22 protein-coding genes are annotated in these 24,337 nt (G+C 49.4%); 11 read left to right on the top strand and 11 right to left on the bottom strand.

The window, feature by feature from the left end; all coding sequences use genetic code 11:
• Positions 1-146: 146 nt before the first annotated feature.
• The 3 genes from torT (at position 147) to L4C36_RS05635 (ending at position 3,153) form a co-directional block, all read left to right on the top strand.
• Positions 147-1,217, top strand: a complete 1,071-nt coding sequence (gene torT, locus L4C36_RS05645) for a TMAO reductase system periplasmic protein TorT (protein ID WP_428476812.1) — start codon at positions 147-149, stop codon at positions 1,215-1,217.
• Between the two features lie 244 nt (positions 1,218-1,461).
• Positions 1,462-1,923, top strand: a complete 462-nt coding sequence (locus L4C36_RS05640) for a methylglyoxal synthase (RefSeq protein ID WP_428476811.1) — start codon at positions 1,462-1,464, stop codon at positions 1,921-1,923.
• Positions 1,924-2,166: 243 nt separating this feature from the next.
• Positions 2,167-3,153: a zinc-binding dehydrogenase gene (locus L4C36_RS05635; protein ID WP_428476810.1), complete on the top strand. Its 987-nt coding sequence runs from the start codon at positions 2,167-2,169 to the stop codon at positions 3,151-3,153.
• A gap of 67 nt (positions 3,154-3,220) precedes the next feature.
• Here L4C36_RS05635 and L4C36_RS05630 read toward each other — a convergent pair whose 3' ends face one another.
• The gene (locus L4C36_RS05630) at positions 3,221-3,520 is read right to left on the bottom strand and encodes a hypothetical protein (RefSeq protein WP_428476809.1); all 300 of its coding nucleotides are present in this window, start codon (positions 3,518-3,520) and stop codon (positions 3,221-3,223) included.
• Positions 3,521-3,792: 272 nt separating this feature from the next.
• On the bottom strand, positions 3,793-5,880 hold the full coding sequence (gene helD, locus L4C36_RS05625; protein ID WP_428476808.1) for a DNA helicase IV: 2,088 nt from the start codon (positions 5,878-5,880) through the stop codon (positions 3,793-3,795).
• A 255-nt stretch (positions 5,881-6,135) separates the two neighbouring features.
• On the opposite strand from helD, the gene yccS reads away from it, so the two are divergent.
• Positions 6,136-8,328 (top strand): YccS family putative transporter, encoded by a 2,193-nt coding sequence (yccS, locus tag L4C36_RS05620; protein ID WP_428476807.1) that lies wholly within the window; start codon positions 6,136-6,138, stop codon positions 8,326-8,328.
• 12 nt (positions 8,329-8,340) lie between these two features.
• Here yccS and L4C36_RS05615 read toward each other — a convergent pair whose 3' ends face one another.
• Both L4C36_RS05615 and L4C36_RS05610 read right to left on the bottom strand, forming a co-directional pair.
• Positions 8,341-8,835: a GNAT family N-acetyltransferase gene (locus tag L4C36_RS05615; protein ID WP_428476806.1), complete on the bottom strand. Its 495-nt coding sequence runs from the start codon at positions 8,833-8,835 to the stop codon at positions 8,341-8,343.
• A 244-nt stretch (positions 8,836-9,079) separates the two neighbouring features.
• A complete protein-coding gene (locus tag L4C36_RS05610) occupies positions 9,080-9,430 on the bottom strand; it encodes a RidA family protein (protein WP_428476805.1) in 351 nt (116 codons plus the stop codon).
• Positions 9,431-9,648: 218 nt separating this feature from the next.
• On the opposite strand from L4C36_RS05610, the gene L4C36_RS05605 reads away from it, so the two are divergent.
• From L4C36_RS05605 to L4C36_RS05590, 4 genes are all read left to right on the top strand, one after another.
• Positions 9,649-10,428, top strand: coding sequence for an SAM-dependent methyltransferase (locus L4C36_RS05605; protein WP_428476804.1), 780 nt, complete (start codon positions 9,649-9,651; stop codon positions 10,426-10,428).
• Between the two features lie 297 nt (positions 10,429-10,725).
• A complete protein-coding gene (locus L4C36_RS05600; RefSeq protein ID WP_428476803.1) occupies positions 10,726-11,775 on the top strand; it encodes an HlyD family secretion protein in 1,050 nt (349 codons plus the stop codon).
• Between the two features lie 12 nt (positions 11,776-11,787).
• Positions 11,788-12,807: a DUF2955 domain-containing protein gene (locus tag L4C36_RS05595; protein WP_428476802.1), complete on the top strand. Its 1,020-nt coding sequence runs from the start codon at positions 11,788-11,790 to the stop codon at positions 12,805-12,807.
• On the top strand, positions 12,807-13,265 hold the full coding sequence (locus L4C36_RS05590) for a MarR family winged helix-turn-helix transcriptional regulator (protein WP_428476801.1): 459 nt from the start codon (positions 12,807-12,809) through the stop codon (positions 13,263-13,265). Before L4C36_RS05595 ends, L4C36_RS05590 begins: the two co-directional genes overlap by 1 nt.
• Before the next feature lie 160 nt (positions 13,266-13,425).
• On the opposite strand, the gene L4C36_RS05585 is transcribed toward L4C36_RS05590, so the two are convergent.
• Entirely contained in the window at positions 13,426-14,487 is a 1,062-nt protein-coding gene (locus L4C36_RS05585; protein ID WP_428476800.1) for a succinylglutamate desuccinylase/aspartoacylase family protein, read from the bottom strand.
• 276 nt (positions 14,488-14,763) lie between these two features.
• Here L4C36_RS05585 and mltC point away from each other — a divergent pair, with 276 nt between their 5' ends.
• A complete protein-coding gene (mltC, locus tag L4C36_RS05580; protein WP_428476799.1) occupies positions 14,764-15,918 on the top strand; it encodes a membrane-bound lytic murein transglycosylase MltC in 1,155 nt (384 codons plus the stop codon).
• Positions 15,919-16,035: 117 nt separating this feature from the next.
• Here mltC and L4C36_RS05575 read toward each other — a convergent pair whose 3' ends face one another.
• Complete coding sequence (locus tag L4C36_RS05575; protein ID WP_428476798.1) at positions 16,036-16,491, bottom strand: DUF6559 family protein; 456 nt, start codon at positions 16,489-16,491, stop codon at positions 16,036-16,038.
• A 247-nt stretch (positions 16,492-16,738) separates the two neighbouring features.
• On the opposite strand from L4C36_RS05575, the gene L4C36_RS05570 reads away from it, so the two are divergent.
• On the top strand, positions 16,739-17,380 hold the full coding sequence (locus L4C36_RS05570) for a LysE family translocator (protein ID WP_428476797.1): 642 nt from the start codon (positions 16,739-16,741) through the stop codon (positions 17,378-17,380).
• Positions 17,381-17,492: 112 nt separating this feature from the next.
• Here the strand turns inward: L4C36_RS05570 and L4C36_RS05565 are convergent, their stop codons facing one another.
• The 4 genes from L4C36_RS05565 to L4C36_RS05550 form a co-directional block, all read right to left on the bottom strand.
• Positions 17,493-18,239 carry a hypothetical protein gene (locus L4C36_RS05565; protein ID WP_428476796.1) on the bottom strand — a complete coding sequence of 249 codons (747 nt, stop codon included), beginning with the start codon at positions 18,237-18,239 and terminating at the stop codon, positions 17,493-17,495.
• A 302-nt stretch (positions 18,240-18,541) separates the two neighbouring features.
• A complete protein-coding gene (speG, locus tag L4C36_RS05560) occupies positions 18,542-19,072 on the bottom strand; it encodes a spermidine N1-acetyltransferase (RefSeq protein ID WP_428476795.1) in 531 nt (176 codons plus the stop codon).
• 228 nt (positions 19,073-19,300) lie between these two features.
• Positions 19,301-20,170: a biotin/lipoyl-containing protein gene (locus L4C36_RS05555; protein ID WP_428476794.1), complete on the bottom strand. Its 870-nt coding sequence runs from the start codon at positions 20,168-20,170 to the stop codon at positions 19,301-19,303.
• A gap of 74 nt (positions 20,171-20,244) precedes the next feature.
• Entirely contained in the window at positions 20,245-21,660 is a 1,416-nt protein-coding gene (locus tag L4C36_RS05550) for a hypothetical protein (protein WP_428476793.1), read from the bottom strand.
• 552 nt (positions 21,661-22,212) lie between these two features.
• On the opposite strand from L4C36_RS05550, the gene L4C36_RS05545 reads away from it, so the two are divergent.
• Complete coding sequence (locus L4C36_RS05545) at positions 22,213-23,388, top strand: Card1-like endonuclease domain-containing protein (RefSeq protein ID WP_428476792.1); 1,176 nt, start codon at positions 22,213-22,215, stop codon at positions 23,386-23,388.
• A gap of 123 nt (positions 23,389-23,511) precedes the next feature.
• On the opposite strand, the gene udp is transcribed toward L4C36_RS05545, so the two are convergent.
• Positions 23,512-24,273 carry a uridine phosphorylase gene (gene udp, locus L4C36_RS05540; RefSeq protein WP_428476791.1) on the bottom strand — a complete coding sequence of 254 codons (762 nt, stop codon included), beginning with the start codon at positions 24,271-24,273 and terminating at the stop codon, positions 23,512-23,514.
• Between the last annotated feature and the right edge of the window lie 64 nt (positions 24,274-24,337).

Below are 24,337 nucleotides of genomic sequence, written 5' to 3'. Positions count from 1 at the left end.
GATAACCGGATTCACGAAAAATGCTATTATACCCAAGTTATGGCCAGATGGCGGTATTGAGTCCATTCTCACTCTACATTTGTCTTCGTCTTGTTTATTCTACGCCGCCGCACTTGCGGCCGTGTTCTCCTCCAATTGGTTCCATCATGATGAAAAAATGGCTTTTGCCTGCACTACTGCTATTAAGTGCCAGCCAATGTGCTCTCGCGGCTGAGATTCTGGCCTATACCCCGCCGTTCACGGCCGACAAACAAGCCACGGCTATCGAGTATCAACCGTTGAAAACGGCATCAAAGCCGTGGAAGTTGTGTGCCGTTTACCCGCACCTGAAAGACTCCTACTGGCTGTCTATCAATTACGGCATGGTCAAACATGCTCAAGCGCTCGGCGTACAATTGAAAGTGCTGGAGTCAGGCGGTTACCCTAACCTTGCCAAGCAAGAACGTCAGTTATCCGACTGCCGGGACTGGGGCGCGGATGCAATTATCCTCGGTACCGTCGACAGCCAAGCCTATAAAGGCAATCTCAGCCAGTTCACCGGTGATATCCCCGTATTTGCGACCATCAACTCGCTCGACATGGGCGACGCCAACAGTGCTAAAAACATTACCGCGCACGTCGGGGTGGATTGGTACGAAATGGGCTGTAAAGCGGGGCAGTTTATGGCTAAACGCCATCCTCGGGGCAGTGGCATTGTGAACGTGGCTTTGTTGCCAGGCCCACTGCAACGTGGCGGTACGAAACCCGTGGTGAAAGGCTTTTTGGATGCGGTCGCAAACAGTGACATCAACATTGTGACCACCTTGTGGGCGGATAACAGCAAAGAGCTGCAGCGTAATTTAATCCAGCAGTTGTTCGCTACGGGTCATGATATTGATTACATCGTCGGCGGTGCCGTAGCAACCGAGGTGGCAATCAGTGAATTGCGCACCAACAATATGGCCGATCAGATCAAGCTGGTGTCCACCTACCTCAGTCATGGGGTTTATCGTGGGTTATTGCGTGACAAAATTTTGTTTTCCCCAACCGATAAAATGGCACAACAAGCCATGCTGTCGGTGGATCAAGCGGTGCGCTATTTAGAGCACAAACCGCTGCAACGCGATCTTGCACCCATTGTGGAAGGCTTAACACCCGATCATTTACCGAAAGCGGTGATTGCGGAATCGTTGTCACCGGCAGAATTTCGTCCCGTGTTCAGTGTGGGCGCGCCCTAGCCCCTGCATTTGTTTATTTCCACTTTTCGCTCTTGTGGCCTGACACCCCGTCAGGCCATGCGCATTTGCTAGCGACAATTCTGTTAGCTACCTTTGATTTCCCAATAATTCTTTGTACTTCCCGCAACACCTTTGGTATCTATACCCCCATGTTTTTCTCTGTCATTTCGCTTTCACACGTATCCCGCCATAATGGGAACACTCAACACGCGAAATACGTTTTTGTCTGTCAGTGGAGCTTCACATGCACGTTACCACCCGAACCATGGAAAAAAACAAGCACATCGCACTTGTTGCGCATGACAACTGCAAATCTCACCTGCTGCGCTGGGTGAACGAGCATAAAGACAAGCTGATCTCACACACCCTGTACGCCACAGGTACAACGGGCCATATGATTGCCCGCGAATCCGGCATGGATGTGAATTGCCTGCTCAGCGGCCCAATGGGGGGCGATCAGCAACTTGGCGCGCTGATTTCAGAAGGCAAAATTGACATGATGATCTTCTTCTGGGATCCCCTTAATGCCGTGCCGCACGACCCTGACGTCAAAGCCCTGCTGCGTATCTCTGCCGTTTGGAACATTCCCGTGGCCACAAACCGCGCCAGCGCCAACTTCATGATTTCCTCCGCGATGCTGGATGAAGAAATCGAAATCGAAATCCCGGATTACGACGGTTACCTCACGGAGCGTTTGGGCAAATAACGCCTATGCACCTTTGCCGTCTTTTTTAAGACGGGAAGTGAAACACCGCTTTTCCAGCCCTGCCACCGTGCAGGGCTGTTGCTTTTCTGACTCACAGTAAACAAGCGCATCACAAATACGTCCGCCTCAAATACCTGCGTCACAAATAAATGACAAGCCGGACGGCCGCGCCCCATTTCGTCACTATTTTGGTTTATGGTTAATAGACCCGCCAACCGATCAGCGCAAAGTGAGTGATAGCCAATGAAAGCATGGAAACTGAACCAACCCGAAGGTATCGACAGCCTATCACTCTCACGGGCAGCAAAACCGACGCCCGCCGCCGATGAAATCTGCATTCATGTACACGCCGTAGGGCTCAATCCCATTGACTTCAAACTCGCTCATTGGGGCTACGCAACATGGCAATACCCGCACATTGTCGGGCTAGACATCGCGGGCACTGTGTCGTTTGTCGGCAAAGATGTGCACCACTTTCAGCCGGGGGATCGGGTCATGGGGTTTCTCGACCCACGCCATGCGGGCGGTTTTGCCGATTACGCTATTGCCAAAGCCTATGCGGTCAGTCGCTTGCCCGATACGCTCGCGTTTACCGATGCCGCCGCTCTGCCTTGCGCGGGCTATTCGGCGTGGATCGCGCTGCATGACAAATTGCGCATCGAGGCTGGACAGATCATTGCTATCACGGGAGCTGGCGGTGGTGTGGGTGGGTTTGCCGCGCAGTTGGCCAAACAGGCAGGAGCGACGGTGTATGCCATTGCTGAACAACGCCACCATGCGCGTTTGCTGTCATACGGGGTGGATGCGGTGATTGATCCTGAAACAGAAAACATCGCTATGCGGTTGATTGAACTCACCGAGGACCGATTGGTACACGCCGTCGTTGATTGTGTGTCGGCCAAATCCGGCAGCACCATGAGTGCTTTAGTCCGGTATAACGGCCATATTGTGATGATTGCTGACCAGTTCAACCAAGTGCCCTTACTGGCGACCACCAAGGCTTTGAGCCTGCATGAAGTGGCGCTGCACGGCACCTATGCCCACGGTCACCGTGAACACATTCACCATTTGGCTGACATGGGCAACGCGTTAGCGAATTTAGTCGGGGAAGGCAAACTCTCTGCCATGGTGGAGAATATCTATCCTTTTGACAAACTCACCGACGGACTGAAACAGCTTCAATCCCAACAACACAGCGGCAAATTAGTGGTGAGTTTGCGAGAGGGGTGATGGTTGGGGGGCTAGATCGCAATATCATCGCGACGCCTAATGAACATCCCCCTAAATATTATCAAAATCACACATTTTGATTATTTTTTCTCAGAACAATGCGACGGTTTAAGCAACGAAAGCCTTGTGCTACATACCTCGCTTTTATGGTTCTCAAATCATCCACATGGCTAACCCGATCAAGAACAACACGAAAGTCATAGGCACTAGCAAGCGTCATTAACTCTTTTTTATGATCATCTGGACGTTCCCATGTGGGAATATCCGTCTGAATTTCTCTTGTTGTCATGCCATCAAAAGCAACATGTGTCGTGATAAAAAATGTACGCGTTTCTTCAGAAATAAAAACCCACGTTTTATATGTCATTTGATTTCCTCTTGTTGAAAGTATCACTATCACATCCGCTATAACTCATTAGTTGCGAATTGTTGCAAGATGCCCAAATAGGCAACTCTTCACTATATCTCGCCAAACAAGGATGAAAATACCGAACACTATACCGTAAAATGCAGTACGCATAAAGATGGCAACAAGATGATTTTCCCCAGATAAAAAAAGACCCGATCACTCTCGTGATCGGGTCTTCATTTATTTTCGACGGTATCAGAGAATATCAATACACCGACACACTCAAGGCACTACTTAACCTTTTGCTTCATGCGTTTAATTTTATTCACCACCGGATAGCCGTCATCAATCAATTCATTGACAAAGGGCGACGGTTTTTCCGGATCCGCACACACCCATACCTGTGCTTTGGCACGCGTTAACGCGACATAAAACAGACGGCGTTCTTCCGCATCGGTAAAGCTTTCACCACGCGCTTGCAAACACGCTGCCAGCCCCGTTTCACGATCCGGCGCAGGGAATGAACCGCGGTTCACATCCAATACAAACACGAAGTCAGCCTCGCGCCCTTTACTGGCGTGACAGGTCATAAAGCTCAGCCCAAGCTGTGGCCATTTGTCTTGCCATTGCTTGAGTTTTTCGGGCTTCTGGTTGTTGTTACGCCCCAGTAGCAACGTGGTCACCGGCGTTTTTTGCTGCGCCGCCAACTGTGCCAATTCCTGATCGATCAGATCCTGACACAACAGGGTCACGGCTTTACGCTTTTGCTTTTTAAAGCTCGTCAGCTCTTTCTTCAACTGGTTCGGGTTTTGCTGAATAAAGGCATTCGCCACTTCACCAATCATGCTGTTAAAGCGGTAAGTGGTCGCTAACTCCGTAATATGGCATGCACCAAAGCGCTGCTCAAAACCGGTGGTCAGGTTCACATCTGCCCCGGCAAAACGGTAAATCGCCTGCCAGTCATCGCCCACGGCAAACAAAGTGGGCTTGTCTTTCACATCAGCAGCGTTACACAAGGCTTCAATCAAGGCCAAGCGATGCGGTGAAATATCCTGATATTCATCCACCATGATGAAACGCCATGGCGGCACAAACTTTCCGTCAGCCACGTATTCGCTTGCCAATTGGATCATGGTGTTGAAATCAATCTGTTTATTGGTTTTCAGGTATTGCTCGTAGGCACGAAAACACGGCCACAACAAGCTGAGCTCACTTTTCATTCGCGGTCGCGCGGACTCTTGCCCATGCTGCTCAATGCTTTCCATCAGCTGTGATTTATTGCCGCCGCGCTGGCCTAGTAACTCAAGGTGACGCCACACCCAGTTTGCTAACTGCTCACTGCGTGCCTGCTTCTCCATTGAATTATCGCCCTTGAACCCCGGAATACGCCATTGGGTTAAATGCTTTTGCCAACGTTTGGCCGTGCTGGCATTTTCCCACTGGGCGATCAGCATCTCGGCGATCCAATTGGCACGCGCTTTGTCATCGGTCGTCAACGGTGACACGCTCGGCATGCTGCCTTCCACCGCTTTGATGATCTGGGTACCTAAGCTGTGGAACGTCGCCACTTTAATGTTACTGTTCACTTTGGTGGATAAGCGTTCACGCATTTCTTCTGCCGCTTTTTTACCAAACGCCAGCATCAACATTTGCTCTGGCAGGGCTTGTTGACTGGCCAACAAGTAACCCGCACGCGCCACCAACACGCTGGTTTTACCGGTACCGGCACCGGCCAGCACCAAGTTATGATCCTGGTTAATCAATACCGCTTCACGCTGCGACGGATTCAGCGGGGATGACTCGCATTTATCAAACCACGAACCCCACTTTTCGGCTTCACGTTGCAGCCAACCATCATTGGCGGTATCGACCCACTCTTCGTTACCTTCAATCCACGGCGCGACTTTCTCAAACGCCATTGGGCGGAATGAGGCGGCCAATTCACGGGTTAACCCGGTGGAGGCTAACGATTCATCCAAAAAGCGCTGCATGTGCTGATGCGACGAATCACGCAAGTAGCCTTCTTGACGGGTGTAGTGGTCAATGCGCGTGATCATCTCTGGCAATAAACTATCCAGCTTTTCAACACGTCCTTGCGCCCAATCACGGTACGCGGTTAATAAACCGTTCGCGAACGCTTTGCATTGCTGCCACGGTAACCCGTGTACGGTCCAACAGTATTCTTGATCTGCTGACGTCAATTCAAAGCTGCCCCATAGCACACCACGGTGTATGGCAATTGCGCCATCCCAATCATCAAACGGGATTTCTTCTGTTTCTGTCTGACTATCAAGAATCAGGCAATTTTCGCCTAAGGCGATACTGCAATAGTCCCCTTGGGCAAGCCACTGGGCCAACCAGCCTGCTGTTAAACGCATCCTGTCACCAACATTTCTCTTGTTTCGCAATCGAGTGTCACTCACCTGTCACAGTATCAACAACTGTATAAGTACACAGGCGGTGAAAAGTGGCCTTAGAGTATCAAGAACTCCTTTTTGACCATAGCTATCCCCCGCCCTTTTGCGTAAAATTTCTGCTAAAAATTGCCTTAACCTTAATTTAATGCGGGTTTTATACCGATTTTTCACATAAGTTTGCTATCTTTAGTCCCCCATCTAATTATTTGAATGAAAATGCAAACTAGCCGCCTTCAATGGACTTTGCGCCGCTATTGGGCAAATGACCGTATCAACTACAGCATTCGAGTATTTATTGCGCTGGTCGGGGTTGCTCTCCCTTGCTGGTATCTGAATGCCAAACCGGAAATCACGCCTTTAGTGTTGGGCATCATTGCCGCTGCACTGGCGGAAACCGATGACAACTTGACGGGGCGTATCAAAGCACTGATCACGACGTTGATCTGCTTTGTGGTTGCCGCGTTTTCCATCGAAATTCTCTTCCCGTATCCACCGTTGTTTGCGATAGGCCTGTTCTGCTCGACATTTGGCTTTATCATGCTGGGTGCAATGGGACCGCGTTATGCCAGCATTGCATTTGCCTCCTTGTTGCTCGCGGTGTACACCATGTTGGGGGCAGAACACAGCCCGAACCTGTGGTATCAACCGATGCTGTTGCTCGCGGGTGCCTCATGGTACGGCATGCTGTCGCTGTTTTGGCATATCATGTGGCCGAACCAACCCGTACAGCAAAGCTTGGCGGCAGTGTTTTCTGAATTTGCCTATTACCTTGACAGTAAAGTGAAGCTGTTTGAGCCGATTGCCAACTTGGTGCCACAACCGATCCGTTTAGAAGCGGCCAGTAAGAACGCCCGCGTCGTCACAGCGCTCAATAATGCCAAAATGACGCTACTCCGCCGGGCACGTCGTGGCCAGCCTCATACTACCGGCGACCGATTCCTGAAAATCTATTTTTTGGCGCAAGACATTCACGAGCGCGCCAGTTCATCCCATTATCGCTATCAGGATCTCTCCCGTGAATTCCAGCGCAGTGATGTGCTATTTCGTTTTCAACGTTTGCTCGCGGGTCAGGCCGAGGCTTGCCGTGAAATCGCCCGCGCACTGGCGATGGGCAAACAATATCACCACGGGGCAGACAGCGTACGCGCGCTGGATGAACTGCAAGAATCGTTGCTGTATCTAAAAAGCCAGAACAACCCAAAGTGGCGAATTTATCTGAGCCAGTTGGATTACCTGTTTAATAACTTGGCCACGGTGGAGCGTCAGCTATCAAACGTCAGTAACCCGGATGTCGGCCATACCGAAGGCGATACCGAGCTGGATGATACCGAAGCACGCAGCATGAAAGAGCGCTGGCAGCGCATTACCAGCCAGTTCAACCCAAGCTCGCTGCTGTTCCGCCACGCGTTGCGTCTGGCGATTGCGCTTACTGTCGGCTACGGCTGCATTTTGGCGCTAGATTTAGAGCGTGGATTTTGGATTTTGCTGACCATTTTGTTTGTGTGTCAGCCGAACTACAGTGCGACTCGTCAACGTTTGAAACAGCGCGTAATGGGCACACTGGCCGGTTTGTTGATCGGCATGCCTTTGTTGTACCTGTTCCCAGGACTGGAAGGCCAGTTGGTGCTCATGGTGTTAACCGGCGTGTTGTTCTTTACCTTCCGTACCGCGAACTATGGCTTGGCGACCATGTTCATCACCCTGCTGGTGTTGTTCTGTTTTAACCAGTTAGGGGAAGGCTTTGCGGTGATTTTGCCGCGCTTGGGCGATACCCTACTGGGCTGTTTGCTAGCGGTATTGGCGGTGAGTTTCATTCTTCCGGACTGGCAAGCCCATCGTTTGCACAAGGTGATGGCAGCGGCGATTCAAACCAATCGGGATTATCTGGGGCAGATCATCGGCCAGTACCGGATCGGCAAACGTGACAGCCTGAGCTACCGTATTGCGCGCCGTAACGCACACAATACCGATGCCCAGCTCAGTACCGCGATCAGTAATATGTTGCTTGAACCGGGACGGTATCGCATGGCGACCGATGAATGCTTCCGTTTCCTGACGCTCAACCACGCGATGCTGAGCTACATTTCAGCATTGGGTGCCCACCGCACCCAATTGGAAGACGAAAGTACGCACTATCTGGTGGCACAAGCCCACCGTCAGATCCACGCGCATTTAGAGTTTCTCGCGGAACAGTTAGATGGCAATTTGTGCAGTGCGGCACCGGAGTCGGATTGTGAATTGGAGCAACGACTTGGCCAATGGCGAGATGAAGATTGCACCTCTGCCCGCATGGTGTTGCAGCAGCTTCACTTGATCCAGCGTATGCTGCCTGAGCTGCACTCGCTGGCAAACAAGCTGGCCGCGCGCACCAGCAAGCCAAGCCCGACCTCAACGAATGATAAGAAGTAAATCGGCGTGAAACTAACGCGATGGCGCTAAGGACAGCGTCATCGTTTGGTTCAGCACCGCCCGGCCAGACGGCAAAGTAATGGTTTGTGGCGCCTCTCTGGGCTGAAAACCAAACTGTTGATACAGCCGTATCGCCCCTGCATTGTGTTGATACACGGTGAGGTCAACTTGCTCAATGCCATAGCGCTGGCAATCCACCAGCACCGCATTGAGAAGCTGTTTAGCGATGCCACGGCGGCGATAATCCGGATGCACCTGCACACCCAATATGCCTTGTTTTTCTTCGCCCGCCTTGGGTGAAGGAAACACTTCGGCGGATGCCACCAATGCCCCGTCCTTGAGATAAATAAAACTCGGTGCCGTTTTTTCGCTGTGTAAGGTCAACACACGTTTGACTTTTTCCAGCGATGGCGGCGGCCCAATCACATCATCCCCCTGCTCGCTGACCGTTTGCCAAAGGGCATAAAATCCTTCCGCATAAGCGGGATGTACGCGTTGTATCGTCATACACGTCTCCTTGTGGTATTACGGCGTTTTATTGAGTTAAACGCGTGTCACCATAACGGGTGTAGCACAGAAAAGACAGCCGAAGACGAAAATGGCTATAACGGTGAGAAACGCTTTGAGGAGAGATCACACAATACGGAGAAAACGAGGGAAGCAAACCTAACGTGGAAAAAAGATAAGCATGAGCCGGTATGACAGCAATAAACGGTGGCCACGCAAAGGCATCGCGAGCCACCGTTTACGATTATTTGGTTGCCGCGACGAACGCGATTTCAACCAAGTAATCAGGATCAGCCAATTCTGCTTTCACGCAAGCACGGCTTGGTGCGCAACCTTCCGGTAGCCACGCTTCCCATGCTTCATTCAATGCGGCAAAGTTAGCAAAATCCGTCACGTAAATGGTCACAGACAACAGGCGAGATTTGTCGCTGCCCGCACGCTCAAGCGTGGCTTCTGCTTGGCTCAGTACCTGCTGAACCTGACCTGCCATGTCCGCCGTCGTATCGGTGTCAGCCACTTCGACAAAATGCGCGATACCGTTGAAAATTGTCACGTCAGACCAACGCGCACATGGGTTAATACGTTGAATATCCATTATCAATCCTACTGATTTTCAGTTGTTAGCAAGCGCGTATCATACCGTAATTTTCGCGCCACACGTCGTGTTTTTCAGCTAGATTCATCACGATACGTGCAAGACCTCTCATCCTTAGTTATTCCTTTCACGCAAGTTGCACACTCACCCGCCAATCCCGCTATGATAGTCAAAGAAAATACTTTTTATACAATACGTTAGCGATACAAGGCATACCCATGGATGATTACTACTGCGATAAACGCGGTTTGGCCGCTTACTTTGAGGCCATGTGGCTGGATAAAGTGCGTGAACTGGGCATTGAAGACACGCTTTCCTCGGTATCTAAAACGGTGCCGGATAGTTATATCATGTCACCGTTTTATTCCGCGGCCAGCGCGTTTATTCTCGATTGCTGTGAAAAAGCCGGATTAACGCCGCAAACCTACCTTGAAGTGGGACCGGCACTGGGACGTACCAGCTATGAACTGTTCACGCAGCTGCCGTCGATACACGCGGCATGGATTGTCGAACCCTCATCGCGCCTTCTGACCTATTATCAGCACTTACTGGTCAAGCCCGTGCACTGCGCGTTTCCCTACATTGAAAGTATGAAAACACTGGGTCGACTGGCGTTTGACACCACCCCTTTCGTTGCAGCCTGTGAGCACGTGGACTTTCATTGCATTAACCAGCCCTATACCCCAGAAACACTGTTGCATCCGGTCGACCTGAGTGTGTGCCTGAATGTGTTGGATCAGTGCCCTTCGCCGTTAACCATTGTGCAAAGCCTGAAAAAAGACACCCAACAACACGGTGTCGTGGTGCTCTCTAACAGTTACCAGTGGCAGAAAAAGCATTTGCTGGATCCCGATGAAGCGGTCGATGACATCAATGTGTACTTTGAAGAAGCTGCGTGGGAAAAACTCGGAGAGACCGAATTGAACTATCAGTTCCGGTTTAATGAACGCTATTCCAAGCTGTTTTGCATTCACCTTGTCGCCTACAAAAAACGTTAACGACAGATGCAGAAACCATAGAAGCATCAACAATAAAAAATAAGCGATAGATGAATAAGCGAGGGCATGGCTCTCGCTTCCTCCCCCCCTACCGATAACTCTCCATCAATCCGACATAGCAAAAACCCGCCCTACGTCAATCACCCAACGGATAGCCATGCGATACAGCACACATACATTCACCACAAAAAATGCCGCTGGCACATACTGAGCGTCAGCGTATTTTTGATTTTTTGTTGTATCAACAACAAAAATAGCTATAATCACACCGTTGGTTTTTGTTGTATAGGTAACAAAATGAAAGAAAACATCTATAAATACGCCATTTACACCGTGCTCAGCCTCACTTTGGGTTTCTCTTTATTTCTGATCACGGCCGATAACCTTTCTCCGTTCACTACGCAGGCGACCATGCACCGCGCCGTGGCGAACATTGCCCCTGAAGTCAGTGGTGTCGTGACCCGCGTGAACGTGAAAAATGGCGAAACCGTACAAGCCGGTGATGCACTCTTTACCCTTGACCCAAGCAGCTACCAACTGGCTGTACGCCAAGCACAAGCGGAATTGCAGCAAGCCAAAGAGGCATTTTCGGCGAAACGCGAAGAACTCAATGCTGCCAAGCAAAGCTATGCACAGCGCCAACTGGAAGCCGACAACGCGACTCAAAAACTGACCCGTTACACCGCACTGCGCCGTAAAGGGCTGAGCACACAGCAAGAGTTAGATGACATTAAACTCAACGCCGGCGTAGCCCAACGGGGCGTACAAGCGGCGCAAGCAGAGATGCAACGTTTGCAAGCGGAGTTAGCCGATGAACACAGCAATGCGGCCATTGCGTTGGCCACCGCGAAACTCGACAGCGCCAAACTGAACCTCGCCCATACCCGCGTGGTAGCGCAAACCGATGGCACCGTCAGCAACCTGCAACTGCAGACCGGCAGCTACCTTAATCAAGGCAGCGTGGTGATGTTTTTGGTAAGTGAAAAAGACAGTTGGCTGAGTGCGGATTTCAATGAAAAAGGGATCGCGTATCTGCAACCGGGTCACGCAGTGCAAATCAGCTTTGATGCCCTGCCAGGACACGTGTTTGACGGCACCATCATTAATCAGGATCGCGCCATTTTTGATGCCGCCAACCCGAGCAACCAACTCTCCACCGTGAACAATGACAGCCGTTGGATCCGCGAGCAGCAAAAAATTCGTACCCGTATTCATGTCGACAATGTGGATCCGGCGCTAATCTCCGGTGCGCGCGCCAGCGTGATCGTCGATAACGGCAACGCCCTGATCGACATGATGGGCCACGCCTGGATCCAGCTCGTTGCGCTTTTCCGTTATATTTATTAACGAGGCTGCCTGATGACCCCAGAACAATCACGCCGCAATGAGATGCTCCGCGTTACCCTGACGGTGACGCTCTGCATGCTGATCGGCAAACTGTTTGATTTCGGTTCGCCGGTGTACTTTGCCCTCTACCCAACCATTATTATGACCAAGGGCAAAGATTACTCATGGACAGGCCTCGCCCGCACGTTTTTCCCGACCTTATTGGCGGCATCCTGCGCGGTCGTGGTGTCGGAAGTGTTTGCTGACCACCCGTTTGTGATCTGGACGATCAGCCTGATCTTTTTTGATCAACTGCGCCGACGCGCAAACACCCCGCCCAAACAAGGCGCGATGTTAATGCCAACGTTCAACTGGATTTTGATCATTGTGTTCTCGCAACACACCAGTATGGACATGCCCGTGCGTATTCATGAGATTTTCCTCGCGATGCTGATCACGGCGGTCGTGGCCAAAACCATGGTGACGCTCTTCCCCACCCTTAAAACAGGCAAGCCGCCTGTGTTCACGCCGCACACGGTCAGTTATCAGAACCGTTTGGTGTCTTTGGGGTTAATTGGATCAGGGCTGGCCTTTTTGATGATCGTTGATATGATTTCAGCCACCTTTTGCATGGTGCCGGTCGTCGCGGCCGCCACTCAACAAACACGGGCCCATTTTGACGTGGTCGTTAAACGCCGCTTACTCACTCAGGTGGGCGGGTGTGCCATCGCGGTGATTTTCACGCTCTGCATGGCGGGTCACCAACAGATCATTGGCTTTTACGCACTCGGCTTGGGCGGGTTGATTGCCCTGTTAGCCGGTTGGATGGCCAATGCACAAGGGCCAGAAAAAGACATTCATGCCGATGCCTTACTCGCCACCTTATTGCCGATCCAACTGTACATGACCAGCACTGAAATGGGGTTAGAAAGTACTTTTCTGCGCGCGTGGGAGTTGACTGTCACCTTGGTCATTTTATTGATATTGTTTGCTTTAACGCAGCCGAAAAACGACACTGCGTGCAACCGTACACCATCTGAGGGAAACGCATAATGCCATCCATCACCACCATTCCGGAGCTAGACAATAGCCCGTCTTTCATCATGGGATTGGCCTACAAGCAATTTCGTACCCTCGCCAGTCAAGCCTTGCTGAATGAGTTTGATATTTCACTGGAAATGCTCGGTGCAATGCGCACGTTGCTTCATTTGGGCGAAGTGCCACAGCAAACCTTGGCCGAAGCCCTGCGCCGTGAACGTTCAGTGACCAAGCGCTTGGTTGATAACTGCATTAAACGCGGCCTGCTGGAAGCAAAAAAGGGCGATAACAACAAGAAAGCCCGTTATTTGGTGATTACTGACAAAGGCCGAGAAGTCAAAGCCGAGGCTGATGCGCGCTTACAACTGATCATCGCGGATTTTTTTGCCCCGCTAACACCGGAAGAATTACGCGTTCTGCACTCTCTGTGTACCAAGTTGATCCAAAAGGACATGCTGCTGGGTGGGGATTAAAGAATAAAGTGGCGAGTGGCGAGTGGCGAGTGGCGAGTGGCGAAATCGTATTCACCCAAAGAACAAACAGCCATCGTTTTATACCGCCGCCCTTCCATACCATTAAATAGAAAACAGGCGACCTCGGTCGCCTGTTTTCGTGATGCTCTCTTAAACGCGATTACGCGCTGGCCATGCCCCATTTTAGATCATCGTCCAGCACTTCCATCGCATCATCCAAGTAGGATTCCACCTGCTCTTCCACCATGCTGTCCGGTTCTTCAAAGAAGGCGATATGGAAGATGGCATCACCTTCGTTCACCAATGGCAACGTCTGCTGACCAATCACGATCCCACCTTGTGGCGCAATCACGGTTTCCTCTTTGCTGCCAGACGGATCGCTGATGGTCGCAATCACTTGGTGCTTATCCACTTTGGCTCCCAGTGCCACGTGTGAACGCAACAGGCCATCAAAATCGGCACGCACCCAACGAGTCGCACGTGGTACAACCGGATCCGGCAATTTCTTGCTGTGGCCAGTGCGCAGCATCTTCAAATGACGCATTACACGTAACACGCCCTTCACACCCGCGCCCACGGCGTGTGGGTCTAAACGCAAGGCTTCGCCCGCTTCCATAGTGATCACTGGAATATCAAATTCTTCTGCCGCCGCACGCAATGAGCCATCGCGTAAGGTCGCATCTACCACCACTGGCGACCCAAAGGCCATCGCCATCGCTTTCGCATCTTCATTGGCCAAGTTCGCACGAATTTGCGGCAAGTTAGTGCGGTAAATTGCCGCCGTGTGCAGGTCAACAACATGGGTACAACGACGCACTACCTGATTGAAGTAGTGATATGCCATACGGCCTGCAATCGACCCTCGCTCTGAACCCGGGAAGCAACGATTCAGGTCACGGCGGTCAGGCAGGTAACGGGACTTGTGAATAAAGCCGAACACGTTCACCACGGGCACAGCCACCACCGTGCCGTGCAGCTTGTTCAAATCGATACGGTCAATCACCTGACGGGTAATTTCGACCCCGTTCAGTTCATCACCATGAATGGCCGCATTCACCAATAAAACAGGCCCCGGAAATTTCCCGTGTAAAATCTCAACCGACACCGACAACGGTGAATGGGTATAGAGACGCGCAATTTCCAGCTCACAGTTACCACGTTGCCCCGGTTGAACTGTCACGCCACCAATCTCAAACGGGGATTGTCCTGTTTTCTTGACCATTATCATTAATCCTTTATTTCATTCTGCATACGGAAATACTGCGGCCTAAATGTCGCTATTCATGGTAACATCGCCGCCAATAATATTGCGCAACGCGCCTATTTCCATTAATACGTGTGTTAAGACAATATACCTTGATTGTAAAAATATCTGGCACGCTTTACGTGATAAATAATTTTATCGTGTTGATTGAAATTATTTATTTTAGCCTGTTTATGCCATCACTTATGATGCCTTTTCCTGTCAATCTTCTTGGCAATTCATCTTTCCGGCGATATGAAAAAATTAACCCTATTACTGTCCACCTTGCTGTTGTCCGCGTGTGTTCAACAACCGCCGCAACCTACCGCGCCACCGTGTGTTTGTGCAGAACCCCCGGTGTATGAAAAGCCCTATGAGCCTACCGTGCCGACTGAACCCGAGACCGATAAACCGTCGGTGGATCAGCAAGCAATGGAAAAACTGTTCGCCTATTTGGCGCTACAGGTGAAAAAGCAATGGGGGGATGATGAGTACCTCGAAGCCGGTAAACACCGTTATGTAAAATACATTGATGGTTACCGCACCCGCGCACACATCGATTTTGAAGCCGGAAAAATCTACGTTTCGACCATTTCCCAACAACAGCCGATGGAAAAGCTACAAAAAGCCATTGTCCAAACGTTGTTAATGCCGGCGGATCCCAAACACGCGGAGCTATTTACCGATAAAGATGTCACTTTAACCGGCAAGCCTTTCTTGCTTGGGCAAGTTGTCGACCAAGATGGTAAACCGATTGAATGGCAATGGCGCGCCAGCCGTTTTTCTGACTATTTGCTGGAAAATAAATTGCAGCAAAAAACCATTAAACACGGTAAAGCCTATTACGTTGAAATTGATATGGTCGATGACCACCTTAGTCAGCGTGAATACCAATATGCCCATTTCATTCGTGATGCCGCTAAGCGTTATGGTTTGACGGAAGATCTGATCTATTCCGTGATCAAAACCGAAAGTAGCTTTAACCCGTACGCTGTGAGCCACGCTGGCGCGTATGGTTTAATGCAGGTGATCCCGAAAACTGCAGGTGCTGACGTGTTTAACCTGGTGAAGAAAAAACCGGGCATTCCGACCAAGGAATACCTGTTTGACCCAGCCAATAATATTGATACCGGTGCGGCGTATTTCTATATCCTGAAAACCCGCTATTTGCGTGATGTGAAGAACCCGACCTCTCGCCATTTCAGTATGATTTCGGCGTACAACGGCGGCACAGGCGGTGTACTGGCGACCTTCGATAAAGACCGTAAGGTAGCGATGAACAAGCTCAACAGTTTGCAGCCCAAACAGGTCTATAACGCACTGACGACGCAACACCCGAAAGGCGAAGCCCGCCGCTACGTGCAGAAAGTGTTGTATTTCCAGAAAGATTTCAACGAAGGCAAGCTGTAAGTCCTCTCTTTAATAAACTGATGTTTATTTCGTCTGAAAACACAACGCCCCGGCCAATTTAGCCGGGGCGTTTTTTATCTGTATGCGTCAATAGTGATGATAACGATGAGCGACAGACTAATCTCCGCCGCCACCACCTCCACCGCCATCAGAACCGCCGCCGTCACTGTCGCTCCCGCCCCAAAAACTCTCACTGCGTCCAAGGGACGACGAGGAAGACGACGATGACGACGACGGCGAAGCATAATTCGTTAACGTGGCGGTAGTAAAATCTTGCTGACCATCAAGCACACACTCAGCAATATCAACCCGCATGCGATCATAGTTGCAGGCATCACACGTACCCTTGGCATGAATACGATCAAACTCGTTGGGCGAGCAGTACATCGCATAGGCATAATGATCCCGCACCATTGGCGATGCATCGGTTTTCACGAGACGCGTTTTCTTTAACGCCGCATCCACCTGTGCTTGGGTGTAATACTTACGGTATCCCACCGTTTGTTTGAGCTCTACCGTGAGCAATTTTGCATAACGACGAAGTTTCCTTTTTTTCAGATACGCACTTAGCATATTGTCTCCTTTTCGATTCGCCTTGCTGCTGCTCACGTTAGCCTAAGCCCCTCCCTATTGGCGCTATGCCTTTGCGCAGCTTTCGAGGCACCTCACACAAACAACACGCAACCACAGAAAAGATACATTCACTTAGGTTTGTTTACATTGCAGGTATATATACCAGCCAAAACCACAAAACAGTTTAATTCAGCCACATCAGCCGCTAGAATCCAGCACCTTATTCATCCACCAGCCAAGTTTTAGCATGATCGATCTCTCCATTTTACCTGTTTACCTGACGGCCGTTTTTGCCCTGCTATTAATCCCTGGGCCAGATATGTTGCTTATCGCCAGCTCAAGTTTGAGCTATGGCAAAAAAGTCGGCGTGTTTGCCAGCTTAGGCAATGCTACGTCAGGCTTGATCTTAACGCTATTGGCGGCAATGGGTGTCTCTGCCCTGATCGCGATGAACCCGATTGCGCTGCAAGTGTTGCGCGTACTGGGTGGCGCATACCTGCTAAAAATGGGCTGGGATTGCATGCGCACGAACCCGTCTGACGCACCAGAACTTGAGCAAAGCAACAGCCTTGCCACGACCTTGTACCGTCGCGCGGTGATCAGCAACTTGCTGAACCCGAAAGCGTTGATTTTCTTTGTGCTGTTCTTGCCACAGTTTGTATCAACGCAAGTAACCGCCACCTCTGGCGAGCAAATGCTGGTACTTGGCTTGCTACTGAACGTATTGGGCCTGCTCTTTAACCTGTTCTTGGTGACCATGGTGGGCAGCTTGGGCCAACCGTTGCTAAAAAACGAGAAATTCCGTACCAATCAGCACAAGTTCATGGGTTTGATTTTCTTTGTGCTCGCCATTTGGCTGTTGGCATCACAAGTGCCAAGCGTCGCTTAACGGCTTGATGCTTAATGCGGGATTTGCGATACGCAGATTGATGTGAATGAACGCAGAAAAAAGCGCGCCCTGAAGTGATTATCAGGGCGCGCTTTTTTAAAATAAACGGTGCTTAAATCGCATTACCGTTAATGGTGGCAGACACAAGTTCTTCCGATAAAGTAATGGCTTCTCCGGTACTCAATGTGCTCACCACGGTTTCTTTGATGATAAGCGAGTTACCCACGCCAAAGTGTTGTGTGAAAACAGCCTCGGCGGTCGTACCGTCGGCATTAACGACATCCATCGTCAGCGAAAACAGGCACGTGTCAAAGGTACCGGCAGGCACCGTAACGGTTTCATTCTTCAAATAAGTCATCGACGCCTCGATTGTGCCGACATCCACCCCATCTTCTAGCACCGTCACGGGTGAGTACTCACGCGTTTCACCCATATCAAGGTTGTACTCTAGCAATAGCCCACTCGGTTTATATTTGATATCAACGCCTTCAGCTGTCAATGAACCCAGCGTGCGAATTGATTTCGCCGCATCATCAACGACAACAAAGGCACTCCCGCTGCCATCAAGACTATCGCTGTTTTCGATTTCTAGCACATTGTTATAACCTTCATAACTCAGTGTTCTCGCAACAACTTCGCGCGAGGTATACGTCCCGATATCAATACCATTGGTCATCAATGCATATTCTTCGACCACTTCCGTACCGATTTGGTACACATCCGAATTGAAACACGCTGATGAGTTTTCGCCAGTGGTCGGGGTCGTCGTCCCTGAACCATTCGCGCTGCTATCACCATCTCCGCCGCCGCATCCGAGTAAAAATAACGTCGACACTAATCCTATTGAATATGCTTTCATTTGTTCTCTTTCATCCTTGTGATCATTTCATCGCTATTGGATTCACTGTTCTCGTTTTATAAATCCAACATGGCACCCATGCCATCAAGGAGACTACACAACTCCCCCATCACTATCGAAAAAGAAGGATGCAAACATGAATCTGCTCGCAATTGCTGCAAATAGAGTGTGCCACAAGATACAAACTTGTCCGGAACGCGGCGCTCTCGCATGACAATAATAAAAAAGCGCGCTCTGAGGGTAGCCTCAGGGCGCGCTTTTTTGTGTCTGTACTTTAGCTTAACGAATGGGAACCGTTAATCTCACTGTGCTTTCTTGCGAGACGCTAAATAGTCTTCTTGCAGAATGTACATACGCTTGATGTCGCAATATTCGCCGTTAACGAAGATCTCTTTCACCAAATGGCCTTCTTCAATAAAGCCACAGTCTTCATACAAATGAACGGCTTTTTCATTACTTACCGTCACGTGCAAGTACACCTTGTGCAGGTTCAAGATAGTAAAGGCATAGTTCAACGCTTTGTTGATCAACACACGCGCATAGCCGCAACCTTGGTAGTCAGGGGCGATGATGATTTGGAATTCCGCATTGCGGTGAATCGTATTGATTTCTACCAATTCCACCAAACCAATCGGCTGGTTGTCGATATTTTCTGCAATAAATCGGCGCTCATTGCTATCGTGAATGTGCTTGCGGAACAACTCTTCCAGTTCATAGAAGGATTCATACGGCTCTTCAAACCAGTAGGCCATGATCGAACGGTTGTTGTTCAGCTGGTGAATAAAACGAAGGTCAGTTTGCTCAAGCGCACGTAGTCGGATTGCATTATCCATGTTACTTTCCATTAACAAATAAAAATAATGTAAACAGCATAAAATTCAGCCCCTTATGCTGCGATTGAGAAGATATCACCATTGCGTGTAGTGAGAAACATTTATTTTACGTAAACGTCACAATAATCGACCACAGTTAATACGATTGGTTTCAGAGAGCATGCAAAAGCGTACCTTGATGTACGCTTTTGTGTTTAGCTCTTTATTTATAAACGACAATTTCACGCTTTATCCCAATGAATACAGCAACGCGTTATCTTCGATTTCATCCCCTACATTCACAAAAATTTTGCCTATCAATCCTGACTGTTGAGCTTTGATTTCAAACTCTACCGCCACTTTATTTGTCTCTATATCCATAATCATGATGACGTCGTTGACATTGACTCTAGAGTGACTTTTTTTAACAACCTCAGAGACTGTACACGTGAGGATTTGATCTACATGCAAGTTGGACTCTTTTTTCAGAGATGCTTGATCGAAAAACACCTCTTTTACCGCTGGCTTCACATCAACTAATTTTAAAAGATGCTCACTCTTCCCATTTACAAAATCAGACAGTGCTACCCACGGAACATCAGGCTGACTCAATAATGTCTGCTTTAGCTGATTAAGAATTTCTAACCTTAACACTTTTTCTTCTCGTGCTAATACCAACCTAACTCTCTCTGAATCGGCACTCAGCGTCAGAGCAACCAAACAGATTGAACTCGATTGTATCCAAGGCAAAAACCATTGCTGTTTTTTTTCATTCAATCTCGTCAGCGCATACTTGGATAATGGCAACAAGCTGGCTAATGTTGTTTCAATAAGCGCTTTATTTTCTAGCTCAATGGCTAATTTCATCACTTCGATGGTTGAACTGATTCTTTCTAATTGTTCAACTTCAATTTTATCAATAACCCTATCGGTTTGGCCTTCTATATGCTCAACTAAGAGCGCTGAAGACGTTTTAATTGCAGTGATGAGATTCGCCTGTGCCATCATGGCATCTTCATGATGGCGTTCATTGATCTCTCTGTTCTTGTCATCACTTTCACGCATATACGAAAGTATATCTGAAGCTAAATCCAACCCTTTTGTTATCGTATCTAACAATGTCTTTCTCTCTATATTTCGATGTTCTATACCCAAGTTCTCTGACTCGCCCCTGCACAACATTAATGCGCAAATTACCCTTTTTCAGGGTACGTCTGCAGCATCATCACACTCAATTGGTCGGTTTTCTTTTGCGTCTGTTCACCGTTTTCGAGGTTCAGGTAATACTCGGTAAATTGCCCGTTTTCATCACGCATAGAATAGAACATCACTTCGTGATCACTCACCACGACAAAACGCTCGGTGGCATCTAACGTGGTGCCTGCGTCTGCGGTGACTGGACTATCAAACTGCTTGGTTTCGGTATCAAAACGGAAAATTTGAGGATGTGCTTCCGGATCATTTCCTGCGTAAGCGGAGTTAATACAAAATAGGGCGTTTTCCCCCGCCATCACTGAAAAAGCATGATCGACACGGTGCTCCTTCACTACCTCTTCAAATTCTTTGGCTTCATTATTGAATGCCGTAACCTGACAATAGCTGTTCATGGTGTAGTTATCACGCTTAACCGCCCAGCCGTTAATGTCTGGCATAAACTCTGTACCCGCAGTATCTTTCCATGCGGATTCCGTTAACGTAACGTTGCCATCTACCAGCGTGACGACAAAGGTTTTGCCATGGTTGATCTGTTTAATAAAAAACGTATCTTGATGTTCAAACAGCGTGGTGAATGCCCACTCGCCACCTTCCAGAGGCAACACAGACTGCTGCTGCGTAGTTTTATCCACCCAGACCAAACGCGGATTAATAATACTGCCCCCTGTGCCAATATCATCACGCAGAGCCAAAATATCCCCGTGGCTGTTTGCCATGCTGTAACCCGAATCCCCCTCTAAGGTGATACCGCGCAATACCATCGCATCGCCTTCTACCTCTGCGGTCAGCAATTGATACGGTGAACCATGTTTAGGTTTCAAGTAAATACGTTCGGGATCCGCAGCCATCGCGGTGTGGGAAGTATGGGTGTACCACACTTCTTTTTCTGCTTGCATATCAACGTAGGTCGGTTTGCCGTTTTCAAGCAGCGAATACAAAGTTCCAGTGCGTTTATCTAGGATCAGGGTGTATTTCCCTGTTGCGGTGGCATCACCATACGCCACGCTGACTTGATCAAAGTTAATGGCAGAAAAGTTAGGATTGATATCGACAATGCGTTCAATCATCAAGGTTGGCATGGTCACGACATCATCGGTACTCGCCTCTTCCCCCGTGAAATGCACCGATCCCACTTCATTCGTCGTTGCATTACGGTAGACGTAGCGGCTGGCCTGATCATCCGGCAATACTGCACTGTTCGCGCTCATGGCACGGCTTGCCACTGAATGCGAGCGATCTTGCAGGGTCTGAAACCCCGCGACGGGAACCGTCATGGATTTCACAGTAACAGCCCCTGTGGCTGACGAATCATTACCGCCACCGCCGCACCCCGTCAATCCCATCACACTGATTACCCCCAAAGAGACGGACAATGCCAATGCAGACTTTTTCATCAAACAACCTTCTTCATTTTATCGCTACCACTGATTAAGGTTGCTTAATAACGGAATTTTGCCGCGACAACATAGAGGGATATCAAATTATTGATTACTCAATGAAATGAATAAAACCATATTGATACCTTTATCACATTAACCACAATGCAAACGACCTGTTAACCTGAAAATCAATACACAATCTCCACCCTGATACCCCGCCCACTTTTTCACCATTCTGACCCACTTCTGCCGCCTATCTGGCTCTCAACGGTGATTTCCACCAAGAAAATTGAACTAAATCACAGTTTGGGTTACTCATTGATATACGGTGCATTTTACACAAGCGGATTTCAACGTGTTCGATGCACAAGCCTGACATGCGGCAGACATTCAGCGCATAAAAATCAATTACATTGAAGACGTGCTTGAAAACTGGACATGCAATCCATATATATTAATGAAGATGAATAATAGCGAACATTGCCGCCCTACGTGCACGCGCCCCCAACTTTATATACCATCCTATTGAGAGCCGGCACGCGTTGCATTGAACGCTGAAGGATAATTATGATTACTCACGTTGGCATTATCGATCAGGATCCTGTAAGACTGATCACCCCCCTTCTTGATCACGGCATTCCTGCCGACAAGATGATTTTCATTGGTACGGAATCACAACGCGATCAATACGAACGCTTAGCCTCCATTCTGACACCACGTAACATCGCGGCAGAATTTTGCATTATTCCTGACTCTATCAACATTACCGGCATCCGCGCTCGCATTGTCGAACTCGCTGAAACCTTAAAAGCTGAAGGCACCGAAGTATGGTTTAACGCCAGTTGCGGCCTGCGTCACCGTCTGCTTTCTGCCTATGAAGTGTTCCGCACCTATCACTGGCCTATTTATGTCATTGAACCTTTCAGTGATGAGATGTGCTGGTTATACCCTGCTGGTCGCCCACAACAGCAAGTGGAAGATCGCATTCAATTGACCGACTACCTGACCATTTTTGGGGCCCGCAGCGAGCTACCTGAAAACTTGGTCCCTGAAGCCCTCAATGATCAACTGTGGGAACTGGGCCAACGCTGGGCGGGTTCCGCATTAGAGCTAGGCCCTGGCCTTGCCACCTTAAACTATCTGGCAACCACCTGTCGTAAAGAGCAGCGTTTGGATGTCGAGCTAAGTGAAAAGCAGCAAGGCTATAAAGAGCTGAACACCCTGCTGACTGATTTGGAAGAAACCGGTCTGGCGACCTACCACGATGGCATTTTGACCTTTAAGCATGAAGAAGCGCGCCGTTTTGCCAACGGGGAATGGTTAGAGAACTTAGTACACAGTACGGTGCGTGCGATTCAGAACGATTTACCGACCATTCAAGACCACTCACTGGGCGTGCAGGTTTACCGTAAAATTGGTGAGCGTGAAGTGCGTAACGAGCTGGATGTGGCAACCGTGGTGAATAACAAGCTGCACATCATTGAATGTAAGACCAAAGGCATGCGTGATGACGGCGATGACACGCTGTACAAGCTGGAATCACTGCGCGATCTATTGGGTGGCCTGCAAGCCCGTGCGATGCTGGTGAGCTTCCGTCCGTTGCGTCATCATGATTTGGTGCGTGCACAAGATTTGGGCTTGGCGATCATCGGTCCTGAGCAATTAGGTGATTTGCAAACACACCTGCACAGCTGGTTCAAAGATGCAGGCGGCCAAGCGCACAAAATCATGAGTGATTGCTAGTCGTCAGTAACCTGACGCATTCATCTAGTAGACATACAAAAGCAGTAAAAACACAAAAGCCAGCGTATTTACGCTGGCTTTTTTATCATTCATTCACATCACACGGATGTGCTAAGTGTTCATTTATACGAGGCGACGTGCCGCTTCAACAACAATCTTGATTGAGCGGGTTTCCGCTTGCTTCAATGTCTCGTGATCTGGGGTTTCTTTTTGCGTACGGTTGATGATCACACCCGCCACACAACCCGCGCGCAAACCTGAGCTTGCACACATGGTCAACAAGGTCGCTGATTCCATTTCAAAGTTCAGTACGCCCATGTCCTGCCACTCTTTCATCGAGCCTTGGAAGCGGCGAACCACACGGCCAGAGAATGTGTCGTAACGCTCTTGACCTGGGTAGAAGGTGTCGCTTGATGCCGTTACACCTGTGTGTACGGTCGCGCCTTCTGCATCACACGCAGCTTTCATCGCAGTGGCAACGGTAAAGTCAGCCACGGCTGGGAATTCCATTGGGGCAAAGTGCAAGCTAGCACCGTCAAGGCGCACAGAACCCGTGGTCACAATCATTTCACCCACATTGATATTTGGCTGAATCGCGCCTGTGGTACCAACACGCAAGAAAGTATGTACGCCTAACTGTGCTAATTCTTCTACCGCGATAGACGTTGATGGGCCACCGATACCGGTTGAACACACAACCACAGATTTCCCATCCAGTTTGGCACGATAAACGGTGTACTCTCGTGAGCTCGAAAGGAACTCAGGGTTATCCATCAAGTTCGCGATTTTCTCTACGCGAGCGGGATCGCCCGGAATAATCGCTAATTCAGCACCATTCAGATCAGCTTTATTTACGCCAAGGTGGAAAACTGCGTTGTCAGACATACTGGTATCCTTTTTCTTATTATTGCCGTCAATAGGGTGAATGAGGGTAACGGCTTCACAAAAT

This window comes from Photobacterium japonica (assembly GCF_050337005.1).
Classification (GTDB): Bacteria; Pseudomonadota; Gammaproteobacteria; order Enterobacterales; family Vibrionaceae; genus Photobacterium; species Photobacterium japonica.
The sequence above is the reverse complement of the archived record's forward strand: the minus strand, read 5'-3'. Positions and strand labels throughout refer to the sequence as shown.